The organism is Parapedobacter sp. GCM10030251, assembly GCF_042666505.1.
In the GTDB taxonomy this organism is placed as follows: domain Bacteria; phylum Bacteroidota; class Bacteroidia; order Sphingobacteriales; family Sphingobacteriaceae; genus Parapedobacter.
Genome location: NZ_JBHTDN010000015.1, coordinates 1 through 19,746, shown reverse-complemented (window position 1 = coordinate 19,746; position 19,746 = coordinate 1). Strand labels below are relative to the sequence as shown.

Genomic DNA, 19,746 nt, shown 5'->3' with positions numbered 1-19,746 from the left:
ATGACATGAGAAAGTCAATCATCATACAACGAATTGCGAAAGCAGCCATCATCATCCAGCTGGTTGCTGTGGCGACGTCCTGTAAGGACTACCTGAATATCGACGATTATTTCGACGATGAATTTAACATCGATTCGGCATTTGCCAATACCCGGTATATGGAAGCCTACATGTGGGGCGCGGCGGCGATGTTTCCGGATGAATCAAACACCATCCGATTCGGTTATACACCGGGTCCCATGGCTACCGACGAGGGATTCAACGGACTTACCGGGGGCGGATCTGCCAATGTGTACTACGGAATGGATTTTGTCACTGGGAATATCACGCCCGATTTTTACGGATCCGGGGGCGGTCCCGCCGGTAACCTCAATCAATGGGGTCGGTACTACAAAATCATCCGGAAATGTAACCTGATCCTGCAAAATCTCGAGCGTCCCAGAGACATGACCAATGTGGACCGGATTCGGATCGAAGGATACACACGCTTCATCCGCGCCTATGCCTACTATAACATCCTGGTTGATTACGGCCCTGCAATTTTGCTTGGCGACGAAGTGGTGAATACCAACGAATCCCTGGAATATTACGACCGTCCACGGGCGACATACGACGAAACGATGGACTATACGTGCGACGAGTTTGAAAAGGCTGCCCAGTTGCTTCCGAGAGAAACCAATATTCTGGAATTCGGACGTCCCACCAGAGGTGCGGCGCTCGCGCTGATCGCCCGGCTGCGGTTAATACACGCCAGTCCGCTGTTTAACGGCGGTGCGGTCGCCAGTTCCTATTATGGCAACTGGACGCGGTCCACGGATGGTGTGCACTATGTATCCCAGCAGTACGACGAACGCCGTTGGGCAGTAGCAGCGGCAGCCGCCAAGCGGGTGATGGATATGGGGTCGTACCGGCTCTATGCGGTGGCTGCAGATGACCGGACACCTTCGCTCCCCGCAGGCGTCACCTCGGATCCCAATTTCTATAACACCTATCCCAACGGAGCCTCCGGTATCGATGCGTTCAGGTCCTACTCGGATATCTTTACCGGCGAGGCAGTGGCCGCCATCAATCCGGAATTGATTTGGGGTAGAAACACCGGATACATCGCAGAATTTATCAGCAGAGGCTCGATGCCGCCGTCGTTGGGTGGCTGGGGGCGTTTCTCCGTGACCCAGAAAGTGGTGGATGCCTACCTGATGGAGGATGGGCGCACCAAAGAAGAAGCTCGTGGCGACACTTATTTTGAAACAGAAGCGGATCTTCCTTCTGGTGGAACTTTCAATGACCTCTTTACCGAACAGGCAAAGTTTTTCTCGGGGTATCCGCTCAATGCCGGGGTATTTAAAATGTATGCCAACCGCGAGATGCGGTTCTATGCATCCATCGGGTTTAACGAAGCCGTGTGGCAGGCCTTGTCCAGTACAACGATCAATACCCATACCGCAAAGTACTACTACCAGGATGTAGATGGCCGGGGCGGTGTTAGCGCTGCCTCTCCCAATTATCCGATTACCGGATATGTGATCAAGAAATTCAACCACCCGTATGATGCCTTCAATGGCACAGGTGCGCGGCATATCCCCAAGGCATATCCCATCATCCGGTATGCAGAAATCCTGCTATCGTACGCGGAAGCCGTGAACAATCTGACAGGCACCCACACCGTGCAACTCGGTAACGAGCAGTTCACCGTTAGCCGGGATGCCGAAGCGATCAAAAGTGCCTTCAACCTGGTGCGCTATCGTGCGGGGCTGCCCGGATTATCCGACAGCCAGCTTGCTAACGCAACGGTCGTTCAGCAACAAATCGAACGCGAACGCATGGTTGAGTTCCTATGGGAGAACCGTCGCTTTTATGACGTACGCAGATGGGGTATTTATGAAGAAACCGAACGGGAGCCCTTGCGGGGCATGAACCCAGATGGCGCAACACGGGAGACATATTACAGACGCACCACCCCAGGCACTTCATCGTTCCTTACGCGGATAGTCGACAAGAAATTCGTTTGGGTGCCGATACCACGCGCCGAGTTGAGGAGATTGCCTTCTCTTGATCAGAATCCGGGCTATAACTAGGGTAAAACGATAAAAGAAAAAAATGAAAGGAAGTTATATCGCTATGCTTGCACTGACTACAGTGTTTGCATCCTGCAACGACGATGCAGTTTTCGAAAAAGAGATGTATAAAAATGAAGTCGCGTTGATCAGTAGCGACTACCACAATACGTTTCAGGAAGTCGTTCACCTGACGGGTGAAGAAGAAATTATCGGATATATCGCAGCTTCTACCGGAGGTACGCATGCTCCGGATAAAAACTTGGTTATCCGGTTGGAGGAAGACCCCGAACCGCTGGCTGCTTATAATTGGTCACTTTACGATGCGGACGAAACGTTGTATGCAAAGCTATTACCAGCAGATAAGTATGAAATTGCAGATTACAATATCCAGATCAACGCGGGCGAACGCACGGGGCGAACCTCGATCAAATTGCGCCCGGAGGGCCTATCACCGGATTCGAGCTATTTTATCGGACTACGAGCTACCGACGTCTCCGGAGTCGAATTGAACCCGAAGAAAAGCACTATGCTTTATCAGGTACTCATCCAGAATGATTACGCCTCGCAAGCGGATAATTCCGTTTATACCATGACCGGATTGATCAACGACATGGTAAGCGCGGCAAACAAGCAACTTTTTCCGTTAACCCACAACAGTGTCCGGATGATCGCGGGCAACGAAACCTTCGAATCGACCGAGGAGTCCATCGCAAAAAAGTCCATCATACTGGAGGTGGATGAGGACAAAAAGGTGAAGATCAAACCGTATAAGGACATACAAGTGGTCCAATTGGACAACGACCCCCAGTATCCGAATATATTCAGGGTCGAAGAAGCTTTTGGGAGAAGAACCAACGTGTTCCTCCTGAAATACGAGTATACAATCGACGGTGTTACCAATGTCATGCAAGAACGGGTGGAGTTGCAAATCAAGTAAGGGGATTAAATCATGAAGACAAATCATCACACGAACGTTAAAAAGGCTTCGCCTACGCTGTGGAGAACCGTATGCCTGGGCTTTTTTGTGGCTTTTTCTTCCTGTAAGAAAGAAAATGAGCAAGGCACCCATTTTGCCTTGAAGGATAACCCGACGGCCATGACCGTCACATCGGAAGGATCATCCCAAACCTTCACAGTTCAGTCGGCGGGCATATGGAAGGTTGAGCCCTTATCCGACGAAAGGTGGTTAAAAATAGCCCCCAACGAAGGGCAGGGAGAAGGAACATTTACGGTTACGGTCGGCAGGAATACGACACCGGAGCCACGCCAATCGATCCTGACGTTTGTCGTGGACGGCAAGATTCAGAACAACGTGTTGAAAATCGAGCAAGAGGCGCGTGATGAGTCGGGCGGAGGTGATGATGCCTATGTACACCTGGATGGACTTCCCGGTTTAGAAGCTCCGGAAGGTGGGCTTCACGGCCGATATGTGGTCCGTTCTACTGGCGAGTGGAAAATCGAAATACCTGAAGGGACAGATTGGCTGAGCATCGAACCGATGGAGGGGCGTTTTGATACGGGTGTGACGGTGAATGTCGATATCAATACTACGCCTGAATCGCGTACGGCGGGTTTAGTCTTCTATCTAGACGGCGAACAAATCCCCGGCGTATTTGAAGTCATTCAGGAAGGCATGGAGGTAGTACTCTATGAAGATTTTAACTGGCTGACGTATGGAAGTGCCATTTTTTATACGACCTCCGGGGAAACCCGAATCGATAATTGGAGCACCGCGGAATTAGCGAGGGGCTGGGGCTGGCGCAATCCGTCTGCCGATGGCATTCCGTCTACATACGCCCGTCAGGGCTTTGTCAAACTCGGAAAAACAAACTATGGATCGGACATACTCAGCCCAAAACTGTCTGAAGTGCAAGGCACCCAGAATCTGCGGGTATCCTTCAAGGCTGTGCCTTACGAAACCGCCGGAGGAGCAAGAGATGGTTCCGTCCTCAAAGTAGGCGTTACCGGTCCCGGTACCGTCGATGTAAGTGAGTTTTCCATTGACAATTGGCCAAATTACACCTTGGATCCCAACTGCACGGAGATTTGGAAAGCTCCCGAAACGACGCGGTCTTTTACGATTACTGGCGCCACTGCTGAAACTCAGATTTGGTTTTTGGGTGGTGACTACGACCTGCGTCCGGAGTCCGGGGCGCCAATTAACAAAAACCGTATATTTTTGGATGATATTCTGGTAACCGTATTGAAGTGATGCAGTGACGCATGTTCCTTGCCCGAGCCGCGATTAGCCCGGGCAAGGAGCCGTCGCGATGCTTACAAGCCATCGTTGTGGCACATTAGGACAAAGCCCTAGGTCCAAGATACTTTCATTTGATTTCATTTAACAACAAACCACCATTATCGGAGTTTCTTTCTAATTCAATTTGTTTTGAATCAAACATTTTTTAGCTTTGACAAAGACAAATCCCACATCGGCAAATTTAAATTATGAGTCAATATATTTTAGCGTTAGACCAGGGAACCACCAGTTCCCGTGCCATTATTTTCGATAAGGAGGGCAGCATAGTGGCCGTTGCCCAGAAAGAATTCAAACAATACTACCCGCAATCGGGTTGGGTGGAGCATGATGCACAGGAAATATGGTCCAGCCAGCTTTCCGTTGCCACGGAAGCTGTGGCAAAGGCGGGCTTGAAGGCTTCGTCCATTGCCGCCATCGGAATCACCAACCAGCGGGAAACGGCCGTGGTGTGGGACCGCGCCAGCGGCCGCCCCATTTGTCCGGCCGTCGTATGGCAAGACCGGCGTACCGCGTCATACTGTGACGAGCTCAAAGACAAGGGACACAGCGATACCATCCGTCAGAAAACCGGACTGCTCATCGATGCTTATTTTTCAGCCAGCAAAATCAACTGGATACTCAATAACGTAGCAGGAGCCCGCGAAAAAGCGGAAAAGGGAGAACTAGCTTTCGGAACGGTAGACAGCTGGTTGGTCTGGAACCTCACCGGCGGCCAAAAGCACCTCACTGACGTGTCCAACGCCTCCCGAACCATGCTCTATAACATCCATACTCTGGCATGGGACGACGAACTCCTGACAGTGTTTGACGTACCCAAAAGTATGCTGCCGGAAGTACGGAGTTCATCTGAAATCTATGGCGAAACCGCAGCCAATATTCTGGCCGCCAAAATTCCCATTGCGGGCATTGCCGGCGACCAGCAAGCTGCACTCTTCGGTCAACTTTGCACAAAAATCGGAATGGTAAAAAACACCTATGGCACCGGATGCTTTATGCTGATGAACATTGGGAATAAACCCGTATTGTCTGACAACAATTTGGTTACTACCATCGCATGGAAACTAGGTGATCAGGTAAGCTATGCCCTTGAGGGCAGCATCTTTATCGGCGGCGCTATCGTGCAATGGCTGCGGGATGGACTGGGCATCATCCGGAATTCGGCAGATGTCGAAGAGCTGGCCTCGAAAGTCAAAGATACGGACGGTGTTTACCTGGTACCGGCATTTGCCGGCCTCGGTGCACCACATTGGGATCCTTACGCCAGGGGCACCATCGTAGGGCTCACCCGGGGCAGCAACGCCTCGCACATCGCGCGTGCGGCATTGGAGGGCATCGCCTTCCAAACCGTAGACATCCTGCGTGCGATGGAGGCCGACGCCAATGCGGAGATCAAGGAACTCCGTGTAGACGGTGGAGCAACCGCAAATAACTTACTGCTTCAATTCCAGGCCGACATCCTGCAGGCAAGCGTGGTCCGGCCCCAAATTACGGAAACCACCGCCATAGGAGCCGCTTATTTAGCAGGCCTTGCTGTCGGACTGTGGAAAAGTACTGACGACATCCAAAGCCAATGGCAGATTGATAAAACGTTTGCGCCGGATGGGGACTTTGATGCGGCTACCTCTTTGGAACGTTGGCACGCCGCGGTGGAAACCGCAAAACACTTTAAGTGAAGAAGGAACCAAACAACAACCCATTATGACTCCATTTATAGCAGAAATTATCGGAACCGGATTTCTCATCTTGCTCGGCGGCGGCGTCGTGGCCAACGTGGTTCTAACCGGGACCAAGGGGAACAACAGTGGCTGGATTGTGATCACCACGGCTTGGGCGCTGGGCGTATTTGTAGGGGTGGTGATCGCCGGTCCCTACAGCGGTGCCCACCTGAATCCGGCGGTTACCCTGGCCATGTGGATTGCGGGTAATCTAGGGCCGGGTGAAGTAGCTTCCTACATCCTGGCGCAGTTCATCGGTGCGATGAGCGGTGCCTTCCTGGTGTGGTTGATTTACAAAGACCACTTCAAAGCCACGGCAGATTCCGGCGCAAAACAGGCCGTCTTCTGCACCGCACCGGCGATCCGGAATCTCCCCGTGAATCTGATCAGCGAGGTAGTGGGTACATTTGTGCTGCTGTTCGCCGTTTTCTATTTCACCGACGCCACGCTCAACAATACGTCGGACGCGGCCATTCCGATTGGTTTAGGATCTTTGGGGGCCATTCCGGTAGCCTTTGTCGTCTGGGTAATCGGCTTAGCCCTGGGAGGTACCACGGGCTACGCGATCAATCCGGCCCGCGACCTGGGGCCACGCATCGTGCATGCATTGCTGCCGATTAACAACAAGGCGCCTTTTGATCTGGGGTACGCCTGGGTTCCCGTAATCGGTCCCTTATTGGGAGCCTCCCTTGCCGCATTGGCATTTCTATGGTTGGGCAGATAGCTTAGGATTACCATGGAAAACCGGAGAGAATTTCTGAAAAAACTCACGATCCTCGCCGGAGCGACCGGCTTGGCAAACAACCTTCCGCCGGCTATTCAACGGGCGTTGGCCATCCAGCCGACCCCTGGAAGCACGTTTCTGGATGCGGAACATGTTGTCATTCTGATGCAGGAAAACCGATCCTTTGACCACAGTTTAGGGACATTAAGCGGCGTTCGGGGCTTTAACGATCCCCGTTACGTATCCTTGCCCAATGGTAACCCGGTATGGTTTCAATCGGACCGCGAAGGACACACGTATGCGCCTTTCCGTCTGAATCTTAAAGAAACGAAAGCTACGTGGATGGGGGCCGTGCCGCACTCCAGAGCCAGCCAGGTAGACGCCTACAACAGCGGATGGCACGATAACTGGATCGAAGCAAAGAAACGCGGGCGTGCCGACGATAACATCCCGCTCACCATGGGGTATTACAACCGGCAGGACATTCCTTTTAACTATGCCTTGGCAGATGCCTTTACGGTATGCGACCAAAACTTCTGCTCGGGCATGACCAGCACCTGGCCGAACCGCATGTTCTTCTGGACAGGTACCGTACGGGAGGCCCCTACGCACACCAGTAAAGCTTGGATGCGCAACGACCTTCCCCTGGGAGAGGGACGCTGGAAGACATTTCCGGAACGCCTCGAAGAGGCCGGTGTCAGCTGGAAGGTATACCAGAATGACGTAACCTGTGGCGGTGGCTTTGTGGGTGAGGAACGGTCGTGGCTAGCCAATTTCGGCTGCAATCCGCTGGAGCTGTTTGAGCGCTATCACGCGCGCTTTACATCGCGATACCTGCCCGGCCTTCAACGCCAACTGCGCGAACTTCCGGAAGAAATACATGAGCTACGGCAAAAATTGCAGAACGAGGAGCCGGGAAGCGCAGCCTACAGCAAGGCCAAAAACGCGCTGGAAAAAAAAGAGGAGGTTCTCGAAAAAGCGCAGCGTGAGGCCAATCAGTGGGCGGCTGAAAATTTTGATAAACTGAGTGAAACGGAGAAGAGCTTATTCCGCCGGGCATTCACGACCAACCGCGAAGATCCCGATTTCCACCGTCTGGAGATGCTATCCTACACGGACCAGGCCGGTAAGGTTCACGAACTAACCGTACCCAAGGGGGATATATTGCATGCCTTCCGGAAAGATGTGGAAGCTGGCACGCTACCGACGGTATCCTGGATGGTGCCTGCAGAAAAATATTCGGACCATCCTACAGCTCCCTGGTACGGCTCCTGGTACCTATCGGAGATTATGGATACGCTGACCAAAAATCCGGATGTATGGCGGAAAACCATCTTAATTATGACGTACGATGAGAACGACGGTTACTTTGACCATATCCCTCCTTTCGTACCGCCGGATCCGGGCAAAAAGAACAGCGGCAAATGTTCCGAAGGCATCGATCCACGTATCGAATACACGTCGCTTGAACAGGAGTTGGCCGAAGGAAAAAAGCCAAAGGATGCGCGGGGAGCCGCCATCGGTCTGGGATACCGCGTACCCCTGATCATTGCCTCGCCTTGGACAAGGGGCGGAAATGTCTGTTCGCAAGTATACGACCATACGTCGACTTTACAATTCCTGGAAACGTTTCTGAACCAAAAGTTCGACACAAATATCCGGGAGGATAACATCAGCGCTTGGAGACGCACAATCTGCGGAGACCTGACCGCAGCCTTCGTACCGGCCGGTGAAGCAGACCTTGACAGAAACCTGCCGTTCATCCAACGGGACCCGTATTTGGAGGCCATTCACCAAGCGCAATTTAGAGACCGTCCACGGGATTTTCGCGAGCTAGGATCGGACGATATGGCAAAGGCCCTTGTACGCCCATGGAATTTGCCGGATATGCCCAGGCAGGAACCGGGCATAAAGCCCGCCCCGCCCCTGCCGTATGAGCTGTACGCCGACCTGTCAGGAAACCATAGGCTAACGCTGAAACTGACAGCAGGAAACACCTTTTTTGGCAAAAAGAGTGCGGGCGCACCTTTCACGGTGTATGAGGCAGGCCGTATCCGCTCTTACGCAGTAGCTGCCGGTGACGAGCTCTCGGATGAATTTGAAATCGGCAACAGCGGTTACGATATCCGGGTCAATGGCCCAAATGGGTTTTTCCGGCACTTCAGCGGTCGCGACGCCACGGAATTTTCCGTTCAATTGCGCTACGAAACGGCCGATGGACAACCTACGGGCAACGTATGCCTTTCATTGAAAAATAACAGTCAAGCCCCGTTGCGCGCACATATCAAAGATCAGGCATATGGGATGCCAAACCGCATCCTGCCTTTGGCTGCCGGGGCCACCGAAATGACAATCCTCAAACTCTCCCCTAGTCATAGTTGGTACGACTTGACGGTTACGGTGGAGACGATACCGGATGCCTTTTGGCGCTATGCAGGTAAGGTAGAAACGGGGAAAATCGGGTTTACGGATCCGCAAATCGGGAATCTATCCTGATCGACTCAAGCGCCATTGAGTTCCCTAACGGATATGTGGCCGGAAAAGTGCTCCCTCAAATGCGTGCCGTCGCCATGTACGGTCCAGATTTCCCGCGGATTTACCCGCACCACGTAGGTCAGGATGTCGTTCCAATCCACATGATCCGAAATATAGAGATCCATATCATTGGATCGCTGTAAATGTTTCCAACCGGAAGCAAATACCCGGATCACGTTGGTCGCTCGGTAATAGCTGCTGAAAGTCATCGGCGGAACAAGGTATATGTGATGCGCCGCAGTGGTTTTCATCTCCCGCCGATTATAAGGCTCGTACTTCAGCTGCGAAATTCCCAACGATGCATACAGGCGGTGCAGGGGTAGAATTCCATGATGTACCAATACCCTCCTGTCGGGACAATACCGGTTGATCAAAGAGGTCAACCGCTGCGCTTTGCCCAGCGCATAAGCGCCCAATAGGATGTGATGGGGCTTATCGTTTATTTTACCGATTTCGGTTACCGGGTCGGGGTGTATAATTTGCGGATCTGCAAATGTGCTTTCGGTAATGAGCACGTCCGCTTGCACCACTTCCAGTGGTTCACAGGTGTCGTCGTCCTGCAACTTATAGTCGCCCGTAAATAGATACCGTACTCCTTTATACTCCATCACGACCTGTGCCGAACCCAACATGTGCCCTGCTGGAATAAAGAACAACCGGACGTCACCGACGGTAAAAGGCTGATGATAGGAAAACTCACGAAAGCTATGACGCGGCTGACGGCTGTACCGGTATTGCATGAACGCCGCCGTGGGCGGGGTGCAGCAGATTTGCTCGTGCCCGGGACTGGCATGATCGGCATGGGCATGGGATACGACCGCCCGCTGCACAGGCAGCAACGGATCAACAAAAAAATCGCCATATCTGCAATAGTAACCTTCCTGCCGCTTGACCAGGAAATCCGGCAATATATTCTCCATTAGATTTGGCCTGAGCGGAACTGTTTATCGAGCGCCAACACCTGGGGAATGAGGGCTTGTATACCGTCGTTAATGATCACAAAATCGGCCTGTTGCCTCTTTCTCTCTTCCGGCCACTGCCGCTCCATCCTCGCGGCTACCTGTTCGGCCGTTATGCCGTCGCGTTTCATCACCCGCTCGATTCGCAGCTGGACCGGGGCCGATACCAATATCGTATAGTGATTCAACGTGAACGACCCACTTTCAAACAACAATGCGGCCTCCTTGATGGTATAGGGTGCTTCCTGTCTCGCGGCCCACTCCTCCCCTGCGCGAATGACCACCGGATGTACCAATGCATTCAGTATTCGTAACCGCTCATCATCGCTGAACACCTGAGCGGCCATATAGGGCCGATTTAACGTTCCATCGGAGTGATAAGCTTCTTTGCCAAACTCGGTCCGGATCGCATCCGCCAACGCTGAATCGACGGTCATCAGCCGCTTCGCCTCCGCATCGGCGTCAAAAACCGGTATTCCCAGCACATTGAAAATCCGGCATACGACAGACTTACCGCTGCCGATTCCCCCCGTCACTCCGATCTTTAACTGCGTTTTCATTTTCTCACAAAAAAGTCGACATTCTGCGGTTCGATTTTTACCAGTTTGCAAAAATCAGGCATCTGCGTAATGATAACCGGCAAACTGCGCACATCATTTTCTATCCAATCGTCCATATTTACCACGGCTTCAAACGTGTTTGCCGTGACTTTCGTGAAATCTCGCAACGAGACGATTACCGTAAGCTTGACTTTCCCGGGCAATAACTTCACCGAACTGAACTGCTTGGCATTCTCGGCTTTCAACGGTACCTCGAGAATCTTTTCAGTGACCTCCCCAACAGGGATGTCCACTTCTACCGATGTGGGATATACATTGATATTGGCGCGCTGGTTTTGCTTCAGGTCGACGACCGTATGAACATTGCTGTTGACGTTCGTATACCGTATGGTATCCGTTTCCCAGCGTTCGATCTGCACGACGTCTTCAAGCGGGCCGGTAATGGTAACGTATTCGGGTGAAATACGCAATTTGTCAATCACGTCGTATTGCTTGCTGAATTGCAGATTATACAGGGCCTTCACCGGCACTTTACGCTCGGTTTGTTTGGAAAAATCAAAATACAGGGTATCGGGAGTTACCGACATGACCCGCTGATTTTCGGGAAACTGCCGGTTGATAAAGCCTATCTGGTTGCTAAGCACGATCCAGTTGCGGCTTTGCAATCCGCTGAGATCAACCTGAATGGTAGGCCGTACCGACCGCAGCGTTGAAAACAGCAGCTGCCATCCAGTGGCTTCCAATTGTACGTTCACCGTATCCGACTGCAGCGGATGAAATGCGCGGTTATCCGGTATGTTGACATATTGAACTCCGGATTTCACCGTAAAAACGTAATTATTGGACACCGCAAAAAGCGCCCAGGCCAGAAATGAAAAGACAATGCATTTTATAAAAATGCTAAGTTTGCGCCGCTGGGTCTTATTTAAATTCGGTACCGGCATCTACGCAAACTTAGCAAAAGTGAGGGGTATAAGCAAACGCGCCGATCAGGCTTTCGGTGCGGCGTTTAACGCTTTGGAAGCGTCCAGCGCAATGGCCGATTTATCGAAGCGGATTTTCACTCCACCTCCAACATCCACCAGGAAAGTCGTTTCAGAGATCTCCACAATGCGACCATGTATTCCCGCAGTCGTCACCACCCGATCATTTACTTTCAGTTCCTCAATATATTTTTTATGATCTTTCGCCTTTTTCATCTGCGGTCTGATCATGAAGAAATAAAAGACCACGATAATCAGGATCATCGGCAAAAAGCCCATGATTCCGCCCGCCGCGCCAGACCCGCCAGCTTGTAAAAAAATTGTTGATGTAATCATTGTTAGTCGTTATTTGTTTTTCTTGTTTTTACTATTGCTGTCGATCGGCTATCAGCCACCGACCGTTACCGCTGTTTACGTAACTTCCTTTACCAGCTTCTCACACTTACTCACTGGTTCCCTTGCTCACCGGTTCCCATGCTCACTGGTTTACTTCTTCACCTCTCCCCTTAGATGCAAAAGCGTATTCGGACTAGCTGCATTGGATGTGACCGTGATAACCTTATGCTGTTTTCCCGATTGCCCGGCACTGTTGAACACAACCTTCACTTTACCCGCCTCGCCCGGCGCTATCGGATTTTTCGAGTATTCTGGTGTAGTACATCCACAGGATGCTTGCACTTGCGAAATAATCAACGGTTCATCACCGGTATTCGTAAAGGTAAATTCATGTTCAACTTTTTCTCCCTCTTTGATTTCTCCAAAGTCATATGAATCACTTTTTACTTCCATTACCGCACCCGATGAATCTGCACCCGGTATGATGGTTTGCCCGACGGGCTGTTTCCCCTGTTGTTCCAACGGGATTTCGGCTGCTTTTTGTTCCTGGTTGCTTTGATTATTGCAGGACACAATGACCATGAGTCCGGCAAAAACTAAAAATATCCACTTCATAACACGCTTATTGATATTTACAACTATATGTCTATTGTACAAGTCCTCTCCCATGTTTACGGATCCGGCCTACCGTTTGCAACTCACCGAGAATTTTATCCAGAATTCCATTGATAAAGGTGTTGCTCTTGGCTGTGCTGAATACTTTCGAGATTTCGATATATTCGTTGATGGTTACCTTTACGGGTATGGTTGGAAAATTGATCAGTTCACAGATCGCCATCCGCATTAACAAGTTATCCAATAATGCAATTCGATCTGATTCCCAGTTTTTGGTTTTTGCACTGATCAATTGCTGGTATTCTTCCGCATACCGAATGGAATTGACCAACAGATCGGTAATAAACTGGCGGTCTTCCGTCCAATTGGGGGTCAGCTCGGCCAGTTGGTTCTGATTGGGGTTTTCACCCGTGAAATTTTTGAAGGTTTTGGCTATCATGGCTTGCAGTACCTCTTTATCTACGGGCCAATTGATAAACCTCTCCTCAAAGACCTGCTCAATGGCGGGATTTTTAAGGATGATTTTCTTGAAGATGACCTTAATGATTTCCTTCTCGCCGGCGATAGAGCGATCTTCTTGAGTTAAGTAGGCCCGATACTCTTCTTTGTCTTTCAGTTGCAGAAAAACCGTTCGCACAATTTCCGGATCGAAACTCCAAGACACCTTATACTTTTTCACTTCTGCCAGATACTGGTCGTTGTGCCGCAGCAAGTCGATAAAGGTATTGTTAAGCAGCCGGGTATTGGGTGAGAGATCGGCAGCTGATGGCAGGTATTTGTTAGCGCGCTCTTCCGCGTCGATACGTACGTAGTCAGAAACTTCATCCAAAAGATTCAGTGTCCATATATACATCTCATATACCTGGTCAACGCTTTTAAGCAGTGCTTTTTCAAATTTACCGACCTGCTTATCTTCGGATAATTGATACGCATAAAGCGTCTGTAATACTTTGACCCGTAGGTGTCTTCTATTCAACATAGCTATTTAAAAGAACGATTGGATGTGATGCCAATATATTCTGTGTTCTATTACTTAATTTTCCGCATATCGGCTATCCGCGATTCCGCGATCTGATTAGCCGCATGGAAAGACGCCACATTCTCGGTCATTGATTTACGCAGTACTGAGCGCGTGGCTTCATATATGTTCTCGGTCAGCGCAGCAGTGCGCGAGACACTGTAACCGGCGATTTCCGAATAGCAGCTGATCAATCCTCCTGCGTTAATCAGGTAATCAGGCGCATACAAAATCTTTTTGTCCACCAACAACTGTCCATCTTCCTGTTCATCCCGCAACTGGTTATTTGCAGACCCTGCAATGATGCGACAACGCATTTTGGAGATGGTATCTTTGTTGACTGTACCCCCCAACGCACACGGTGCATATACATCAACATCTAATTCATAGATATTGTTGTTGGAAACTGCTACCGCTTTATATTTATTGGCTATCTCGATCATCCGCTCCTCCACGATATCGCTGACATATACTTTGGCGTTTTCCTCACGCAGTAACGCGATCAGCTGTTCACCCACGTTGCCGGCCCCCTGTACAGCGACTGTCCGACCTGCGAGGCTGTCGTTACCATAAAGCTCTTTTAAGGAAGCTTTGATACCATAATAAACACCCTTAGCCGTAAAGGGAGCAGAATCACCGCTTCCGCCCAAAGACTTCGGCAGCCCCGCGACGTGGCGGGTCTCCATGTGAAGGTACTCCATATCTTTGGGGGTCGTACCAATGTCAAGCGAGGCGATAAACGTACCGCTCAACTCTTCGACGAACTGCCCGAACCTGCGCAGAAGAACCTCAGTTTTCTGTGTCCGGTGATCGCCAATTATGGCTGCATTTCCTCCCCCTAAGTTCACGCCGGCCACCGCCGCCTTGTAGGTCATCCCCCGTGAGAGCCTCAACACATCTTCCAGGGCCTCATCCGTGCTTTGGTAGGGCAGCATCCGCACGCCCCCGATAGCGGGCCCCAATGTGGTATCGTGTATGGCAATGATCGCCTGTAACCCAACGGCACCATCATTACAGAAAACGAGTTTCTGATGGCCGAATTTCGCCATCAGTTTAAAGGAGGAATTGTCTATGACAGGTACGGACATACGAAACGATACTCAATCTAAGTGTTCTGCAATATGGGGCAAACTTAGCAAAAATATTAATGCATATAGCCAACGGGCACAAACATTTCGTATTTTTGCGAACAGGATCGCATGTCACATCTCGCACATCTCAATAAATACTTCTACAAATACCGCTGGCGGATGATACCCGGTGTTGTGTTTGTTGTCCTGTCCAATTACTTCGGCGTACTGCCGGCCCAAGTGATCCGGATCGCCTTTGACCTGGTAAAGGAAAACATCAGCATGTACCGGCTGTTCCATGGCTTTGAGCGACAGCAATTGGTGTACGAGATCTTCGGTTACAGCTTGTTGTTATTTGGCGCCCTGGTGTTGCTCTTGTCGCTGATACGGGGCTTATTCCTTTTTCTGATGCGCCAAACGATCATCCTTACCTCGCGGCATATCGAGTACGACCTCAAAAACGAGATTTACGACCATTACCAACAGCTGGATATGGCATTTTACCGGCGGAATAATACGGGAGATCTCATGAACCGCGTGACCGAAGACGTAAACCGCGTGCGGTCCTATCTTGGGCCGGCCGTTATGTATTCTATCAACACGGTGGTACTCTCCGTGATGGTGATCGCTGCGATGATCAGCGTAAATCCCACGCTGGCCATGTATGCATTGATGCCAATCCCTATATTATCGGCTATCCTGTTGTTTGTCAACAAAATCATTAACCGCCGCAGCGAGCGGATACAGGAGCAGCTTTCTACGCTATCCTCCTTCGTTCAGGAGACATTTTCAGGGATCCGGGTTATCAAGACCTACAATCGCGAAGCCGACAAGATGGACCGCTTTGCAAATGAAAGCAACCGGTACCGGCACGCATCGTTGGAGTTGGTCAAAACGGAGGCAATTTTCTTTCCGCTTATTCTGCTATTGATCGGGTTGAGTACCGTTATCACCGTATATGTGGGCGGACTGGAAGTGGCCAAGGGTACGATTACCTCTGGTAACATAGCCGAATTCATCATCTACGTCAACCAGCTTACCTTCCCGGCAATGGCGTTGGCATGGGTGACCTCGCTCATTCAACGGGCCGCGGCTTCGCAGAAGCGTATCAATGAATTTCTGCGCACGCAACCCCAAATCCAGACCGCTGCGAAGGGGAGTGTTCATGCAAAAGGCTATATTCGGTTTGAAAACGTGAGCTTCACCTATCCCGATACGGGAATCCAGGCTGTCAAAAACGTTTCGTTTGAGGTAAAACCCGGCGAAGTACTAGCAATTATCGGGAAAACCGGATCGGGAAAATCAACTTTGGCCAATCTGCTGATGCGCATGTACGACGTACATTCCGGCGTCATCCGCGTCGACGGACAGGACATCCGGAAACTTCCTCTCCGATCTTTCCGCAGCCAAATCGGATTCGTGCCGCAGGATGTGTTCCTTTTTTCCGACACAATTGCCAACAACATTGCATTCGGTCTGGACGAAACCCGCCAAAGCGATGTCGAAGAGGCCGCTAAACGGGCAGCGGTTTATGAGAATATTATGGGATTTGAGGATGGGTTTGAAACCACCGTTGGCGAACGGGGTATTACGCTTTCGGGCGGACAAAAGCAACGCGTGTCCATCGCGCGGGCACTCATCAAGAAACCGCAGATACTCATCTTTGACGACTGCCTTTCGGCTGTCGACACAAAGACCGAAGAAGAGATCCTTCGCAACCTAAGCGTTGCCATGCAGGGGAAAAGCACCATCTTTATCGCACACCGCGTCTCCACCATCAAGAATGCCGACCACATCATTGTGTTGGACGACGGCGCGATCGTTGAACAGGGAAGTCACGATGCGCTTCTTGCTTTGCGTGGCAGTTATTTTGAGCTCCACGAAAAACAGCTGCTTGAAGAGGCGGTGTAAGAAGAAGTGTTTGAGCAAAAGTATTGGAGCAAAAGAAAAGCCACTGGCAATAATACCAATGGCTTTCTATATGCGTGTGAGCTTAAGGTGATTACTCAGCAGCGGTTTCTTCGCCGCTTTCGACCTGCTCGTCAGCTTTCGCTTTTTTAGGCGCTTCTGCCTTTTCTTTCTTTTCAGCTTTCGGCTCTTCTGCTACCGCAGCAGCTTTTGTTTCTGCCGATGCTGATTTCTTCTCGGCAACCTTTGCTTTGGGTTGTTCAGCAACGGGCGCAGCCTCAACTGGGATTACGGATACAAAAGACTTATTATTTGCCTTTTTACGGAATACAACTTTCCCGTCGATTAATGCAAACAGGGTGTGGTCTTTACCAATTCCCACGTTCACGTCGGGATGGTGTTTGGTACCCCGCTGGCGAACAATGATATTTCCGGCAACGGCATGCTGGCCGCCGAATATTTTTACTCCCAAACGTTTGCTATGCGACTCACGGCCGTTCTTTGAACTACCCGCACCTTTTTTATGTGCCATGTTCTATATATCTATTATGCAGGCAAAAAGCCCAATTAAACAATCAAATTTATAACGTGATTCCGGTAATCTCGATTTTTGTGAATTGCTGACGGTGTCCGTTTTTCTTCTTGTAGCCTTTACGACGTTTCTTCTTGAACACGATCACTTTATCGCCCTTCAAATGTGACAAAATCGTAGCCGAAACCTTGGCTCCCTTTACCGTGGGCGCGCCTACGGTGAACTTACCACCGTCTTCTGCTAACAGTACATTGTCAAATTCAATACTAGCGCCTTCATCCCCTTGCAAGCGGTGTACAAAGAGCTGCTGGTCTTTTGCAACTTTAAATTGCTGTCCGGCTATATTTACTATTGCGTACATCAGTTAATGAATTAATTAAATAATCTTTAAATTTTCGAAGCGCAAAGGTAACGCTTTATTTTGATTATCCAAAGTTTATGTATAAATTTGCAGCCCGTTTAAAGCGGAGTATTTAATAAAATTTTAATTTTTAAACGAAAGTATGCAACAGTACGAAACCGTTATTATTCTTACCCCGTTGCTTTCTGAGGAAGTTTCGAAAGAGGCGATTGCCAAATTCCGCAGCATCCTTACCGAAGGCGGAGCCGAAATTGTCCACGAGGACAATTGGGGTTTGAAAAAACTTGCGTATCCGATTGACAAAAAGACAACCGGATTTTATCACCTCATCGAATTCAAGGCTCCCGGTGAACTGATCAGTAAACTGGAAGTGGAATACAAGCGTGATGAGCGAGTAATGCGTTTCCTGACGATCAAATTGGATAAACACGCCCTTGCTTACAACGAAAAGAAGCGCAGTGGTGCGTTCAACAAAAAGGCTGAAACACCCAAATCAGAGGAGGTAGCAAACTAATGGCAAACGATCAAATCCAATACGTAACTGCCCCCAAGGTAGAGGACAACCGTAAGAAATATTGCCGTTTCAAGAAAAATGGCATCAAATACATCGATTACAAAGACGCGAACTTCCTATTGAAGTTCGTCAATGACCAAGGCAAGGTATTGCCGCGTCGTCTTACCGGCACCTCGTTGAAATTCCAACGCAAGGTTGCCCAAGCGGTGAAACGTGCCCGTCACATCGGCTTATTGCCTTACGTAGCTGATTCACTTAAATAAGGAGGGGAAACGACATGGAAGTAATTTTAAAACAAGATATCAAGAAGCTGGGTGAAAAGGATGACGTGGTCACCGTAAAACCCGGTTACGGCCGTAACTATCTTATTCCGCAGGGTTTTGCGGTACTTGCTACCGAATCGGCGAAGAAAATACTGGCTGAAAACATCCGTCAGGCGCAATTCAAGCAAGAGAAGATCAAGAAGGATGCAACGGAACTGGCTGCTAAGCTGGAAGGTCTAAAACTTACCATCGGTGCAAAAGCCGGAGAAACCGGCAAGATCTTTGGTTCTGTGAACAGCATTCAGATCGCAGAAGCGCTGAGAAAGCAAGGTTTCGAAGTGGACCGTCGCCGCATCACGTTTGAAACGGAGCCCAAAGTATTGGGTGAATACGTCGCCAACCTGAACTTACACAAAGAAGTGAAGGTACAGGTTCCTTTCGACGTAGTGGCTGAGTAAGCAGAATATCTATCGTATAAAAACGGCTGCCTTTTGAGAAAAAGGCGGCCGTTTTTTTTTACAACACGATTGATTTTTTTGCCGGCATGTTCAACCCCATCCAGGAATGGTAAACGCGGTTCGGACCGGTGGGAAGCCTCCCGGCAGCGCCGCTGACGTTTTGTCCGCAGGTTCAGGTCTTCGTCTTTATAGATTCGATAGACGTTTGTGATTCTCCCGCCCGCCTTCCCGCCGCAGCAGCTACGTAGACCGCCAGAGCCCATAACAGACCTGAGTTCGGGCGATATCACAGAATCGCTGCCATATTGGGAAATCCGTCCGGTGGTGTGCTCAGTAATACCAGGCCGAGGCGCTCAGCAGCGAAATCTCACAGGTCTGGCGAAGGGAAATTCGGTAATTCGATGCCAGGCCGCTGACCATCTCCTGCGCCGCAAAACTTTTAACACGTCTTGCAGCATGCTTGTCCAGACTCGGATCGACAATCTTCTGCCGCACGTTTCCCTCAAGTTGCCGTAGCCGTCGCAACTCAGGCACACCTAAACCTGAATACTTTTCTTCCAGTTGTAGAACGTCGCCTCGCCGATGCCCATCGTCCGGCATTCCCTCCTCCACCTTCATGCCGTCTCGCTCTGCTTAATCGCAAACGCAAGCTGGGCCTCGGTAAATTTCAATTTTTTCATGGATCTTACTCCAGTTTAAAACTAGTAATTTAATCACGGAATCGCTAATTCTGAACTATCCAGTTCCGGGGTGTAAGCGGTAATTAAAAGTGCAGCGTTTTTGGCAATCAGGAATACATAGTTTTCGGCAACAAAGAGTGCATAACAATGGCAACAATAAGTGCAGAACGTTTGCAAATGTATATCAGTCGTTTTGAT

20 protein-coding genes are annotated in these 19,746 nt (G+C 50.1%); 10 read left to right on the top strand and 10 right to left on the bottom strand.

Translation table 11 applies throughout. From position 1 onward, the window contains the following. The first annotated feature begins 5 nt into the window (after window positions 1–5). The 6 genes from ACFQRK_RS22370 to ACFQRK_RS22345 all read left to right on the top strand — a co-directional run bounded on the left by ACFQRK_RS22370 (window position 6) and on the right by ACFQRK_RS22345 (window position 9,252). Entirely contained in the window at window positions 6–2,075 is a 2,070-nt protein-coding gene (locus ACFQRK_RS22370) for a RagB/SusD family nutrient uptake outer membrane protein (RefSeq protein WP_379010501.1), read from the top strand. Window positions 2,076–2,097: 22 nt separating this feature from the next. Next, window positions 2,098–2,994, top strand: a complete 897-nt coding sequence (locus tag ACFQRK_RS22365) for a BT_3044 domain-containing protein (protein WP_379010499.1) — start codon at window positions 2,098–2,100, stop codon at window positions 2,992–2,994. 12 nt (window positions 2,995–3,006) lie between these two features. Continuing rightward, entirely contained in the window at window positions 3,007–4,269 is a 1,263-nt protein-coding gene (locus ACFQRK_RS22360) for a BACON domain-containing protein (protein ID WP_379010498.1), read from the top strand. A 236-nt stretch (window positions 4,270–4,505) separates the two neighbouring features. Further along, window positions 4,506–5,990 carry a glycerol kinase GlpK gene (gene glpK / locus ACFQRK_RS22355; RefSeq protein WP_379010497.1) on the top strand — a complete coding sequence of 495 codons (1,485 nt, stop codon included), beginning with the start codon at window positions 4,506–4,508 and terminating at the stop codon, window positions 5,988–5,990. A 25-nt stretch (window positions 5,991–6,015) separates the two neighbouring features. After that, the gene (locus ACFQRK_RS22350) at window positions 6,016–6,756 is read left to right on the top strand and encodes an MIP/aquaporin family protein (protein ID WP_379010496.1); all 741 of its coding nucleotides are present in this window, start codon (window positions 6,016–6,018) and stop codon (window positions 6,754–6,756) included. 12 nt (window positions 6,757–6,768) lie between these two features. Beyond that, window positions 6,769–9,252, top strand: a complete 2,484-nt coding sequence (locus tag ACFQRK_RS22345) for a phosphocholine-specific phospholipase C (protein WP_379010494.1) — start codon at window positions 6,769–6,771, stop codon at window positions 9,250–9,252. A gap of 5 nt (window positions 9,253–9,257) precedes the next feature. Here ACFQRK_RS22345 and ACFQRK_RS22340 read toward each other — a convergent pair whose 3' ends face one another. From ACFQRK_RS22340 to ACFQRK_RS22310, 7 genes are all read right to left on the bottom strand, one after another. After that, entirely contained in the window at window positions 9,258–10,211 is a 954-nt protein-coding gene (locus ACFQRK_RS22340; RefSeq protein ID WP_379010492.1) for an MBL fold metallo-hydrolase, read from the bottom strand. Next, entirely contained in the window at window positions 10,211–10,810 is a 600-nt protein-coding gene (coaE, locus tag ACFQRK_RS22335) for a dephospho-CoA kinase (RefSeq protein WP_379010490.1), read from the bottom strand. The genes ACFQRK_RS22340 and coaE overlap by 1 nt, the downstream gene beginning before the upstream one ends. Beyond that, a complete protein-coding gene (locus tag ACFQRK_RS22330) occupies window positions 10,807–11,634 on the bottom strand; it encodes a hypothetical protein (protein WP_379010489.1) in 828 nt (275 codons plus the stop codon). The genes coaE and ACFQRK_RS22330 overlap by 4 nt, the downstream gene beginning before the upstream one ends. A 165-nt stretch (window positions 11,635–11,799) precedes the next feature. Further along, the gene (gene yajC / locus ACFQRK_RS22325) at window positions 11,800–12,126 is read right to left on the bottom strand and encodes a preprotein translocase subunit YajC (RefSeq protein WP_229717452.1); all 327 of its coding nucleotides are present in this window, start codon (window positions 12,124–12,126) and stop codon (window positions 11,800–11,802) included. 153 nt (window positions 12,127–12,279) lie between these two features. Beyond that, on the bottom strand, window positions 12,280–12,744 hold the full coding sequence (locus ACFQRK_RS22320) for a DUF1573 domain-containing protein (protein ID WP_379010488.1): 465 nt from the start codon (window positions 12,742–12,744) through the stop codon (window positions 12,280–12,282). Window positions 12,745–12,775: 31 nt separating this feature from the next. Beyond that, the gene (gene nusB, locus ACFQRK_RS22315) at window positions 12,776–13,723 is read right to left on the bottom strand and encodes a transcription antitermination factor NusB (protein WP_379010487.1); all 948 of its coding nucleotides are present in this window, start codon (window positions 13,721–13,723) and stop codon (window positions 12,776–12,778) included. A 50-nt stretch (window positions 13,724–13,773) separates the two neighbouring features. Next, entirely contained in the window at window positions 13,774–14,811 is a 1,038-nt protein-coding gene (locus tag ACFQRK_RS22310; RefSeq protein WP_379010486.1) for a Glu/Leu/Phe/Val dehydrogenase, read from the bottom strand. A 150-nt stretch (window positions 14,812–14,961) separates the two neighbouring features. On the opposite strand from ACFQRK_RS22310, the gene ACFQRK_RS22305 reads away from it, so the two are divergent. Further along, entirely contained in the window at window positions 14,962–16,743 is a 1,782-nt protein-coding gene (locus tag ACFQRK_RS22305) for an ABC transporter ATP-binding protein (protein WP_379010483.1), read from the top strand. Window positions 16,744–16,834: 91 nt separating this feature from the next. Here the strand turns inward: ACFQRK_RS22305 and rpmA are convergent, their stop codons facing one another. Beyond that, complete coding sequence (gene rpmA / locus ACFQRK_RS22300) at window positions 16,835–17,272, bottom strand: 50S ribosomal protein L27 (RefSeq protein ID WP_379010482.1); 438 nt, start codon at window positions 17,270–17,272, stop codon at window positions 16,835–16,837. A 49-nt stretch (window positions 17,273–17,321) separates the two neighbouring features. Then, the gene (gene rplU, locus ACFQRK_RS22295) at window positions 17,322–17,633 is read right to left on the bottom strand and encodes a 50S ribosomal protein L21 (protein WP_379010481.1); all 312 of its coding nucleotides are present in this window, start codon (window positions 17,631–17,633) and stop codon (window positions 17,322–17,324) included. 142 nt (window positions 17,634–17,775) lie between these two features. Between rplU and rpsF the strand changes: the two genes are divergently transcribed. The 3 genes from rpsF to rplI are packed head-to-tail and all read left to right on the top strand — an operon-like array spanning window position 17,776 to window position 18,868. Beyond that, window positions 17,776–18,147 (top strand): 30S ribosomal protein S6, encoded by a 372-nt coding sequence (gene rpsF / locus ACFQRK_RS22290; RefSeq protein ID WP_379010478.1) that lies wholly within the window; start codon window positions 17,776–17,778, stop codon window positions 18,145–18,147. Beyond that, window positions 18,147–18,410: a 30S ribosomal protein S18 gene (rpsR, locus tag ACFQRK_RS22285; protein WP_090623589.1), complete on the top strand. Its 264-nt coding sequence runs from the start codon at window positions 18,147–18,149 to the stop codon at window positions 18,408–18,410. The genes rpsF and rpsR overlap by 1 nt, the downstream gene beginning before the upstream one ends. Before the next feature lie 14 nt (window positions 18,411–18,424). Next, the gene (gene rplI / locus ACFQRK_RS22280) at window positions 18,425–18,868 is read left to right on the top strand and encodes a 50S ribosomal protein L9 (protein ID WP_379010477.1); all 444 of its coding nucleotides are present in this window, start codon (window positions 18,425–18,427) and stop codon (window positions 18,866–18,868) included. A 330-nt stretch (window positions 18,869–19,198) separates the two neighbouring features. Here rplI and ACFQRK_RS22275 read toward each other — a convergent pair whose 3' ends face one another. Beyond that, entirely contained in the window at window positions 19,199–19,486 is a 288-nt protein-coding gene (locus ACFQRK_RS22275) for a hypothetical protein (RefSeq protein ID WP_379010475.1), read from the bottom strand. Window positions 19,487–19,746 lie beyond the last annotated feature (260 nt).